The sequence below is a fragment of the Fulvivirga kasyanovii genome, assembly GCF_009711405.1.
GTDB classification, from domain to species: Bacteria; Bacteroidota; Bacteroidia; order Cytophagales; family Cyclobacteriaceae; genus Fulvivirga; species Fulvivirga kasyanovii.
The window spans coordinates 21,223-32,469 of record NZ_SMLW01000638.1; the positions used below are offsets into that span (position 1 = coordinate 21,223).

Here is an 11,247-nt window from a genome sequence, read left to right on the forward strand (position 1 = left end):
GATGTAATAAAGTTTTATGAAGAAAATTCAGGGATGACGAGGGGCTTAACAGTTTCATTGTTTACTGTTTACTTGTTCACGAATTCACCGGTCACCGATTACTTCCTTACGATGACCGGTTAACGCGAACTTAAACATTATTCTCCCTGATCAGAAAGAAGTTGGCGGCCCACTGGAAGCCGATGAAGCCGATGACGAAGATGGGGGTGAGCATGTTGAATATTTCACCTGTGGTGAAGGTTATGTATACTGCTCCTGCTCCGATCAGGGCCATTGCGGCGGTGTAAATGATGAGGGCGTGTTTGACTTTTGTGGCGTTGAACATGGTGCCGAGGGGCAGCATCATGGCAAAGCCAAAAAAGGCGACGGTCAAAAATTTATCGTCACTGGCTATAAAATAGAACAGGACGCCAATCAGGAACACAAGCAAACTGGCTCCTACAAAATTGGAGCTGACGATCTCTTTTTTATCCAAAAGGTGTTTTCCATAGGGGTTTAACCTCAAAAATAGGTTGCTCAGCGGTGATATTACCCAGGTTGAGAATGCTATCAGCGACAACAATATGACCAGAGGGGTCAAAAATGGTTGCAACGCCTGGTTATTCTGAGCAACGGATTTTAATACTTTCACTCCCAAATAAAAACCTATAATTACACCCCACTGATATTTGGCAGTCAGGTTACCAATCCAGAAGGCGTACTTCAGGAACAGCCTGTAAAAAAGGTTGTTGGCTTTCAGGGCTTCTACCATACCTGCCTGGGCGTAAGAGAAATTAGGATCATTCTTTAACGATTCCCGGAAGTGTTCCAGCGCCTTTTTATGGTCTCCTTTTTCCAGCAATCCCCAGCCGTAATTGGCGTGGGTATAGGCATTGTTAGGGTCTTCTTTTAAGGCTCCTTCAATGGTTTTGTAGGATTCATCCTTTTTATTGAGTTTCAGCAGCGCTGTACTTCTGATGTTGAGACCAAGTAAATTTTGAGCGTCCAGCTCCAATGCCTTGTTCGCCAGCTCCAGCGCTTTCTCAAACTGCTTCCGGGTCAACTTTATGGAGGCCCACAGAGCATAAAAGTCAGCGTCGGCAGGATCAAGTTCCAAAGCGCGGCTTATATTTTCCTCGGCTTCATCGTACTTATCCTGATGTATGGTTATTCTGGCTTTGATATAAAACAGATGGCCTATATCAGGGCTCACCCCTATCGCCGAATTGATCAGCATGTAAGCTTCATCATACTTGTTCAGTTGAAGGCTGACCTCAGACAGCAGTGCCAGCACCTGAATATCCGTGGGGTTGGTGGCCAGTACATCTCTCAGTATTTTTTCAGCCTCCGAATATCTTTGCTGCTCCATCAGCAGCTCTGCCCTGTTGATTAGGTTATCTGTCATGTTATTTCTTGATTTTCAAATAAGAAAGTATATCGTCGTACAAGCCCGCATCATTAGCAAACAGTGCAAAGTTTTTGGCGGTGGCAAACCACTCCTGGGTACTTGCTTTATGTTTTTTGCTGGCATTGACCAGGTCTGCCGTTTTGATGGGCTTCGGAATGCCATCAGTAAATGAAGACTCCAGCTTTTCTTCTATGGCAATATCAATTACCGCTTCAATATCGGCTCCGGAATAGCTCTCAAGCTTCTTTGCAAGTGATTTATAGTCAACCGCTTCCGTAGGCTTGCCTTTTAGCTTCAACTGAAAAATAGACTCTCTGGCTGTAGCATCCGGTGGCGGCACAAAAATGATCCGATCAAACCTGCCCGGCCTTCTGAATGCCGCATCGAGGTGCCAAGGGGTGTTGGTAGCTCCTAAAACCAGTACGCCATCATTGCTATTATCAATACCATCAAGCTCCTGCAAAAACTGGTTGATCAAATGTCGTCCGCTGGATTGTTTCATATCGCTGCGGCTGGCTCCCAAAGCATCTATTTCATCAAAAAACAGTACGCATGGAGCATTTTGCCGGGCGACTTCAAAGATCTGGTGAAGATTTTTTTCGCTATTGCCAATCCACATGTCGAGGATGTCGTTTAGTCCCACACTGATGAAGCGGGCATTTACCTGTCCGGCAGTGGCTTTGGCAATGAAAGTTTTGCCGCACCCGGGAGGGCCGTACAGCAGTATGCCTCCTCCTATTTTCTTGCCGTAAGCCTTATACAGCTCGGGGTGTGCCAGTGGTTTTATGATCTTTAGCTCAATCTCTTTCTTCACATTTTCCATCCCTCCCACATCGTTGAAGTTTACCGATGGCTTTTGCACAAACCTGCTTTCAATAGAGTCGGCCGGGGCTTCCTCTGCCGGTACATTGGCCTGCCTCAGTTCCTGATCAAGCTCCTCATCCCTGAATGCCGGATTGAGCTCCAAAGCCCTCTGGTATATGTCTATAGCGCTGGCTATGGATTGCTCCCTCATCAATGCCCTTGCATAGAGGATCAGGGCATCGAAATCTTCAAAACCGCCTTCTATCACTTCTTCCAAAATAACAATGCATTTGGAGTAGGCTTCTTTCTGATAAAACACGTGGGCAAGACCTACTTTGGTCTTGTTATCGGAGGTAAGCTTAAGTAAGTGCAGGTATTCTTCCTCGGCCTCATCGAGGCGGTTGGCTTTAAGTAGAACATCGGCAAGGTGTTGCCTCAAGGGTATGTTGTCAGGAGAAAATTTCAGGGCCTCCTTTAAGTTGTTTATTGAATTATCGTCCATTTAATAAATGCTTTATAATGAAGCGCATCGGGTATTCGCTAATATTGGTTTAACTCTTATTGTAACCCAACATGGGGAAAGGGAAACATCTTTTTAATTGAATATCACAACTCGCTAAAATAAAGGTTTTTACTTAAAAATTTCTATCAGGCTGGGTCGAATTCCATGAAAGGTATGGCGTTATTTTTCCGAATTAAATATCCAGCCGCATTTCAAATGAGTGGTCATTTTCACCGGTAACAACAAAACCACATTTTTCATAGAGCTTTCTGGCTTTGTTTTCTTTAAGAACACTTAAAATAAAAAAATCAATGTGTTCTGGTGCCTCAACTATAAGCTTACTGATCACTTTGCTGCCGAGTCCTCTGCCCTGATGTTCCGGGGCAATCTGAAATTGAATGATCTTTATGTAATTCTCTCCGAATGAAGTTTTGATCAACCCCACACGCTCGTTTCCATAAAATATGATCCTGGCTCCTTCGAATTTGTAACTAAGGGCTTTTTGATGATTTTCCTCGTCTACTTTAAAGCCTGCCTGTTTTAAGTGGGGCACCATAGTCTCCTCCCTTAACCAAAGCAGGTAATTGATATCTGACGGTAATGCTTTTTCAAAAACGAGTTCCAATTTGCTTAGGTAAGTGCTTCTAATATCCTTTCAGGTCTAAATTATCGCTATCGATCATGGTAACGGCCTTGCCCATTTTCTTTTGAATGACTTTAAAATGGTGCTGGTCTTCCGGGGTGATGAATGAAATGGCATCTCCGGTGGCCTCTGCCCTACCGGTTCTACCTATTCTGTGCACATAGTCTTTGGGTGACCGGGGCAGGTCGTAGTTGATAACGTAAGGTAAAAATTCTATATCTATACCTCTTGCCAACAGATCGGTAGCTACAAGCACTCTGAGTCTTCCGGTTTTGAAATCAGTCAAAGCCTCGATCCTGGCATTCTGTCCTTTTTTACTATGGATAGCTTCTGCATCTATACCGTTTTTGCGCAGTTTAGTGGTTACATTGTCTGCTTTCTGAACTGTGGAAGTAAAAACAAGTACGTGCCTGATGTTATTTTCTTTGATCAAGTACCTCAGCAAAGGACCTTTCTTCTCCTGGGGCACAAAGTAGGCCAGTTGCCTGATTTGATCAATGTTTTCCTCAACAGCCTCGACTTCGATCACTTCAGGATCATTTAGTAAAAGCTGATTGATCTCTTTTACATCGTTGCTTAATGTGGCTGAGAATAAAAGGTTTTGCCTTTTGGCCGGCAAAAGTTCAAAAATCCGGTTCATTTCCTCCTTAAAGCCCAGGTTGAGCATTTTGTCCGCTTCATCGAGCACCAAAGTTTCAATGGCCGATAACTGCACTGCTTTAGACTCTACCAGCTCCAGCAGCCTGCCGGGTGTGGCTACAAGTACATTTACACCATAGAGCGACTTCATTTGTGGGTTAATGGAAACACCCCCATAAACTGCCATAGACCTGACCTGATCGGGAAGAACTGAACCAAAGTCGTGAAAAACGTCATTTACCTGTATGGCAAGTTCCCTTGTAGGCACCAATACCAATACGCTGATATATCTGCTTTTGTCCATTATCCGGCCTTCCAGGTTGGTAAGTATGGGCAGCACGTAGCTGGCTGTTTTTCCGGAACCTGTCTTGGCTATCCCGAGCACGTCTTTTCTTCGCAAAACTGCAGGTATAGCTTTCTCCTGGATGGGATAAGGCTTCAAATATTTTTGACTGGCGAGTGCATTAAGTAAAGGTGGAGCCAGCCCCAGCGTATCAAATGACATGAGAAATTTTTAATTAAAATGAGGATGTATTTCAGATGCAAATATATTGAGAATAATTGGGGAAAGCAGAAGCTAATTTGTAAGTACAACCAGAAGTCGCTTGCTGTGCAGGCTTATCGTCTGAGTTTGCTGACCTCTTTTAAATATAGCTGCTCCACTTTTTCCCTTGCCCAGGGGGTTTTTCTTAGAAATTTAAGGCTTGATTTTACAGATGGATCGCTGTTAAAGCAGCGTATATTTATTTTAGCTCCCATTTCGGCCCACCCCAATCTATCCACGAGAAATTCCAGCACATCAGCCAGCTTCACTCCGTGCAGAGGGTTATTGGGTTGTTCTTCGGGGCTATTTGTTTTTGACATTTATTGAAATCTTATCCGGGGATGTCCCCAGGTATTTGTTATAGTAATCCATTACCTGCTTTCTGTTCACCGGCCCTCCATGCCCAAGATAGTACAACTCTCCTTTTGCCGCCAGCACTTTTTCAAAACTAGACTTTAATTCGATCAGATCATCATGAAAGGGCGGGTGTTTGATCCTTGAGCGAAACATAACACCTCCAAGCAGTATCCCTGATGCCATCATATCCACAATGATAGCTTCGCCGTTGTCAAGTATTACAGATAAAGAGCCGGGGGTATGGCCGGGAGTATGGATCACCTTGCCGTTCGTTCCCCATGGAGTCAGGTCATAGCCCGTTCCTTCCTCCATTAAAATATCCGGTTCAAAGCGTTTTGCCCGCTGATCTTTAACCAAAGCGCGAAATAGTTTCCATTGAGGTTTGTTTACTTTCATCGTTGAAATGTCTGCGTACCCGGATTGGTAAGCCTCCTCATCAGCTTTATGGGCCAGTATGGATGCTCCGAATATGTCTTTCAATTTAGCCGCACTTCCAAAATGGTCTATGTGGCCATGGGTAACCACAATCAGGTCAATATTGCCGGCATCAATGTTATGCCGCTTCAACTGCCTGAGTATCCTGCCTTCGCTGTTGGGGATGCCTGTATCTACCAGTATGTGCTTTTGAGTTCCTTTGATGAGAAAGCAGTTGATCAAACCTCCTGGCCAGATAGAAATTGGGATTATTTTGCTCATAGTTTCGAATTTTTATTCAAAATTATGAGTCACCCGACCGGCAAAAAATCACATTTGTTACTTAATGTCTTTCCTGATCCTGCTGAGGGATTGTGGTTTGATGCCGAGGTAGGAAGCCAAATGCTTGACCGGTGTGTGAAGGGCTATTTCGGGCTGTTTGTTAAGCAATTTTTCATAACGGTCTGACGCAGAAAGGGTCTGTAAGGCATTGATCCGCGATGTCATCTTCAGGATATGGCTCTCATAAACACCCTGACAGAATACCGGCCAGCCCTCCACTTTTTGATAGAGTGCCTGATAATCCTGCTTTGATATGAACAGCAGCTCACAATCGGAAATGCACTGGATGCTATAAGAAGAAGGTATGTCTTTAAGAAAGCTCTCAAAAGATGTTACCAGCTCACGGGCCGACAATATATCGGTGGTTATTTCATTGCCCTCATCATCGACATAAAAGCACCTGACATAGCCGGAAACAATAAAATATAGTTGCTGTGGCTTTTGACCGGATTTAAGCAGGAACTCATTTTTCTTGCTGCTTTTGGGATGGAATGAGGCAGTTAAGAGTTCTTGTTCTTCCGGAGAAACAGGCACTCTGCTTTCTACTATATTTATTAATGTTTTGTGGTACTGCTCCATACAAAGCTTCAATCTCAGCTATTCAAAAAATCCCTGAATTTCTCAGTGGTATACACTTTCCATATGGCCAACAAACCCGCCATTGTCTTCAATACTGATGCTACACCAATCGTGATATTCGCACCAGGCAAATGCAATATCTTTAAAAGCGCACCCACTACCATGATGGTAATACCTAAAAGGAAAATGGCTATTATATGTTTTACTTTCATATATTTTGAAGACTTCGATAGAGAAAGGCCTTGCAAAGGCAATTCTTGCTTACCTCTTTTCAAAACAAAGATAGTAATCTTCTTCATACAGGTTAGCCAGACCTGCAAGTTGACCTAATCATCCCTCAAGCTATCCACAGGATTAGCTTTTGCCGCTCCAAGGGATTGAAAACTGATCAGCAGCCACGTAGGTATGATGGCCAGAATAGCTCCAATAATATATACCTCTGCTCCGGGGTTTATACGATAGGCAAAATTGGCCAGCCACAGATCGGAAAAATACCAGGCAACGGGGACAGAAATAACAAAGGCCAGCAGGATCAATCTCGTAAACTGGCTGCCCAACAGCATGATTATATTTTGCCAGCTTGCTCCCAGCACTTTTCTTATTCCTATTTCTTTGGTTTTACGCTCTACTGTGTACGAACACAGACCCGCTAGCCCCAGCAATGAAATAATAATGGCCACACCGGTAAGCAGGCTGATGGCTTTGGCTATATTTTCTTCTTTTTCAGCCATTCTAGCATAGTTTTCATCTAAAAATGAATAATCAAAAGTGGCCTCGGGGTTGTGCTTAGACCATAGCCCTCCAATACTTTTCAATAACCGCTGAACATCTGCCTCCTGCCCCAGCTTTACCAGCATTACACCCTCAGATGTATGTCTGTTAAATATGATCAGCGGCTCTATCTGACTTTTCAATGACTTAAAGTGGAAGTCACTAACGACACCAATGATGGTGTACTTTTCATCAAAGATTTTACCCACCGGATCATCATATCCAAGCAGCTCAACTGCCTTTTGGTTGAGTATCACTGATGCTGTATCTGCTATGCGCTGCCGGTCAAAGTTTCTTCCTTCTATCATCATGAGGTTCAATATTGGCACCAGATCAGCATCGGTAGCCATATGCTCAAAGTTATAAGTGACCCCAGCCTCTGTAATGGAGTAAACACCGGTATTCTGATCCCCGGGTGTGCGGTCAGTAATACTAACTGCCTCCACACTACTTAAATTGAGTAGCTCTCCTCTCAGTTCGTCAGGCGTACTTATGTTATCCAGGTTCTTGATGATAAGGCTGTTTTCCTGATCAAAGCCTAAATCCTTTTGCTTCATAAAATTGAGTTGCTGGTAAATGACCAGAGAGCAAACGACCAGGGCCATGCTAATGGTAAACTGCCCCACAACCAGCAGGTTCCTTAAAATACCTGGCTTACCTGAAACATAGTTTCCTTTAAGCACCCTACCCGGAGAAAACCTGCTGAGATATAATGCAGGATAGATAGCTGAAAACACGCCGACCAATACAATGAAGAGCGATAGGATGATGATATTTTCCTTCTCGAGGAAAACACCTATACCCAATTGAGAGCCGGCCAAATTACTACCCACTATAATGAGTAGCTCTGTCAACCCCATAGCCAGTATCCCTGCTATAAAAACTATGAGCACAGACTCGGTAAGAAATTGTGCCACCAACTCTATTCTGCCTGAACCTAACGTTTTCCTTATCCCAACCTCAGTGGCCCTTCGCATACCTTGGGCAGTGGCAAGATTAATGTAATTAATGCTGGCTATAGCCACGATCATCAAACCTATCACTGAAAAAATGATGATGTTATCTAAATTACCTCCGGCAAAGGGCTCAAATTTCAGTTTGGCGTCAAAATATATATCCTTTAAGGGATAAACATAAAACCCATAGCCTCTTTCACCGGTGTACCAATTCTCAAATTTTGTATCGGTATTAGAAACTACTTTGGGGAAAATTGATTTTTCCGTAAAGTCTTTCATATGCTGCTCTACTTCTATTTTGGAAAGCTGCTTACCCAGTTTGACATAAGTCAGCGGCCCTACGCTCCACCAGGGGTTATCATAGTCAACTACATTGTGCGACATGTAGATATCATTTTTCAAATGGGTCAGCATACCGGAATCGTCAAATACCCCAACTATCTCGAAGTTATCAGGCTGCCCATCTAAGGTGAGTACTTTTCCCAGTGCCGGCTGATCGCCAAAAATCTTTGCGGCCACCGCTTTAGAGATCACGAGCGTGTTTGGCTTATTCAGAACATGCCTTGAATGTCCCTCTACAAAAGGATAGTTAAACACCTTAAAAAACGAAGAATCAGCCATTGCGATCCGTCCGATATGGACTTGCGTCTGGTTATACTTCGCCGTAGCCGGCCCCATAACCACCACGCGTGTGGCCTCCTCCACCCAAGGTTTTTCTTTTAGTTCAGAGGCCAGTACCGGCGAAGCTCCTGCAAAATCACCAATACCGAAAAATTTAGTACTCAAGCGGTAGATCTTTTCACTGTCAGAGAAAGATTTTTCATAGTTGAATTCGTGGCGAACAAAAAGAATGACAACCATGGCACAGGCCAGCCCTACTCCAAGCCCAAAAACATTAATGGCAGTGTAGTACCTGTCCCTCAGAATATTACGGATAGCTATTTTAATAAAATTACGTATCATGGTTTTAACATTTTAGTTTAATCATCCCTTAAACTATCCACCGGGTTAGACCTTGCGGCCTGCAATGACTTATAGCCCGTGGTGACCATAGCTATTACAATGGTGACGGCGAGTGCAATGGCAAAAACGTCCAATCCAAGGCTGATTTTGTATTGGTAGTTTTGGAGCCACTCGTTCATCAGGTACCAGCCTAGTGGTGCTGCTATTACAAACCCGACCAGCACGGGTGCCATAAATTCTCTCGACACCAGGCCAAGAATGTTCTGAACGGATGCGCCCAGCGCTTTGCGGATGCCGATCTCTTTCACCTTCTGATTGGTGGTGTAAGAAACCAGGCCAAACAAGCCCAGACAGCCTATAAAAATGGCGACTGAAGAAAAGAAGGTGAAAATGACGGCCATCTCTTCTTCCGACTCATACATAGCGGCGACTACCTCGTCTACAAATTCATATTCAAAGGTGTATTCCGGGTACACCTGCTGCCAGGCTTCTTTGATGTCATCAAGTTGAGCATTAAAATTTTGCCCACTCAGCTTTACGGAAAGTGTCCGGGCATTACCAGTGCCATTGACGAGCATTACAGGCTCTATCTTCATGCGCAGGTTTCTGGAATAAAAGTTCTTAACTACCCCGGTTATTGGAACGTCACTACCCCAGATCTGTACCATTCTGCCCAATACCTCCCCGGGATCACTTATTCCCGCCACTTTGAGAAACTCCTCATTGACCACCACCCGCGTCAAAGTATCAACCGCTTTCAGTCCTTCTCCTGCTTTGAGTTCAATATCGTAAATAGGAATATAATTTTCATCGGCCCATTTTATATCACAATAATATTCCCGCGGGTCATTTTCCAGCTTTATATCCGTGACCGAAATGGAGCCTGAAAGTGGCGTTCTGCTGGCAAGGCTCACCTGCTGAACTCCGGTAATTCTCTCTATGCTGTTTTTCAACGTCTTCTTTTGCAGGTCTTTGCTCTCCGGTATATCAATAGCAATGACGGCATCCATTTTAAACCCAAGGTCTGACTCTTTGATGAATTTCATCTGAGCGACCAAAACCAACGTACCAATGATGAAGAATGGTGTGATCACAAACTGAAGACCGACAAGAACTTTGCGCAGCGAGATCCCTGAGGTTTTGACATTTGAAAGCTGATTTTTAATAATTACGGCGGGCTTCATTCTCGCCATTACAAAGGATGGATAAAGCCCGGCAATGAATGTAACCATGATGAGTGTACTCAAGATGAATAGCTCAATCTTACCATCTGTAAACCAATTGATGCTTAGGTCGATATCCAGAAATGGGTTGATGTAGATAAGCAACAGCTCTGCCAGGCCCAGGGAAACGATGATGGAGAGTAAAACAATAAAGAAGGTCTCGCCCATAAACTGTTTGACCAATTCCTTTCTGGTGCTGCCCAGTACCTTCCTCACTCCTACTTCTTTGGAACGTTTTACTGCCACGGCGGTGGACAGGTTAATAAAGTTGATACAGGCCGTAACCAGGATAAAGAAGCCTACCAACACCATGGTGATAATATTGCCATCGCTAACCGTGGCATAACGGTAATTACTAAACCTCGTATCAAAGTGCAGGTCTTTAAGGGGCTGCAGAAAATAGGAGCGGTCCTGATCGTCATTAGGAAATTGTTTTTCCTTGAATGCTACCAGGCTTTCATTAATGGTTTCTGGTTTTACTGATTCGTTGATGAGTAAATAGATCTGGTCATCGCTGCTGACGCTTCCCCAGCCATGTTCTTCGTAGCCTTTTTTAATAGTGGAGTAAGAGATAAACATCTCAAATGGGAAATCGCTGTTACGGGGTACATCTTCCATTACTCCAGTTACTTCCAGTACCTGCTCCTTGTTCAGCACAATCTCTTTGCCCACAATATCGGTTGAGCCAAAGTACTTATCCGCCAGTTTTTCTGACAGGATCACCTTTCCGGGCTGGCCAAAACCTGCTCTGTTCCCTTTGATGATGGGGCGGGTGAACAGGTCAAAAAAAGTTTCTTCTATATATGCTACTCCTTCCCGCTCTTCAAAATACTGCCTGCCTCCACTGGCTTCTTTATCTTCTATAGATACGAGTGTATTACTATACTTATTTGAAACAAAGGCCAGCTTTTCAATACCAGGCACCTCTTCCCTCACAGCATCAGCCATCGGCGAAGGCACACCGTTGTTATAAACCCGGTTCCCTTGCTGGTCATTTTCCGAATGCACGATCCGGTAAATCCGGTCGAAGTTCTCATGGTACCGGTCATAACTCAGCAGAAAAGTAGCCAACAGGAACAATACCAGGCTACAGGTAATACCCAACGACAAACCAAAGACATTG

Annotated in this window: 10 protein-coding genes; all 10 read right to left on the minus strand. The window is 44.1% G+C overall.

Translation table 11 applies throughout. From position 1 onward, the window contains the following. Positions 1 to 130: 130 nt before the first annotated feature. The gene (locus E1163_RS22235) at positions 131 to 1,384 is read right to left on the minus strand and encodes a tetratricopeptide repeat protein (RefSeq protein ID WP_155174673.1); all 1,254 of its coding nucleotides are present in this window, start codon (positions 1,382 to 1,384) and stop codon (positions 131 to 133) included. Between the two features lies 1 nt (position 1,385). Then, positions 1,386 to 2,693 carry an ATP-binding protein gene (locus E1163_RS22240; RefSeq protein WP_155174674.1) on the minus strand — a complete coding sequence of 436 codons (1,308 nt, stop codon included), beginning with the start codon at positions 2,691 to 2,693 and terminating at the stop codon, positions 1,386 to 1,388. 193 nt (positions 2,694 to 2,886) lie between these two features. Beyond that, complete coding sequence (locus E1163_RS22245; protein WP_155174675.1) at positions 2,887 to 3,318, minus strand: GNAT family N-acetyltransferase; 432 nt, start codon at positions 3,316 to 3,318, stop codon at positions 2,887 to 2,889. 19 nt (positions 3,319 to 3,337) lie between these two features. Further along, complete coding sequence (locus E1163_RS22250) at positions 3,338 to 4,480, minus strand: DEAD/DEAH box helicase (RefSeq protein ID WP_155174676.1); 1,143 nt, start codon at positions 4,478 to 4,480, stop codon at positions 3,338 to 3,340. Positions 4,481 to 4,593: 113 nt separating this feature from the next. After that, complete coding sequence (locus tag E1163_RS22255; protein WP_155174677.1) at positions 4,594 to 4,839, minus strand: VF530 family protein; 246 nt, start codon at positions 4,837 to 4,839, stop codon at positions 4,594 to 4,596. Then, positions 4,823 to 5,572 (minus strand): MBL fold metallo-hydrolase, encoded by a 750-nt coding sequence (locus E1163_RS22260; RefSeq protein ID WP_155174678.1) that lies wholly within the window; start codon positions 5,570 to 5,572, stop codon positions 4,823 to 4,825. Before E1163_RS22260 ends, E1163_RS22255 begins: the two co-directional genes overlap by 17 nt. Positions 5,573 to 5,629: 57 nt before the next feature. After that, complete coding sequence (locus tag E1163_RS22265; RefSeq protein WP_155174679.1) at positions 5,630 to 6,211, minus strand: Crp/Fnr family transcriptional regulator; 582 nt, start codon at positions 6,209 to 6,211, stop codon at positions 5,630 to 5,632. A gap of 14 nt (positions 6,212 to 6,225) precedes the next feature. Continuing rightward, positions 6,226 to 6,510, minus strand: coding sequence for a hypothetical protein (locus tag E1163_RS22270; protein ID WP_221418066.1), 285 nt, complete (start codon positions 6,508 to 6,510; stop codon positions 6,226 to 6,228). 27 nt (positions 6,511 to 6,537) lie between these two features. Beyond that, a complete protein-coding gene (locus E1163_RS22275) occupies positions 6,538 to 8,901 on the minus strand; it encodes an ABC transporter permease (RefSeq protein WP_155174680.1) in 2,364 nt (787 codons plus the stop codon). A gap of 17 nt (positions 8,902 to 8,918) precedes the next feature. Then, a partial coding sequence (locus tag E1163_RS22280) for an FtsX-like permease family protein (RefSeq protein WP_155174681.1) occupies positions 8,919 to 11,247 on the minus strand: 2,329 nt, incomplete at its 5' end.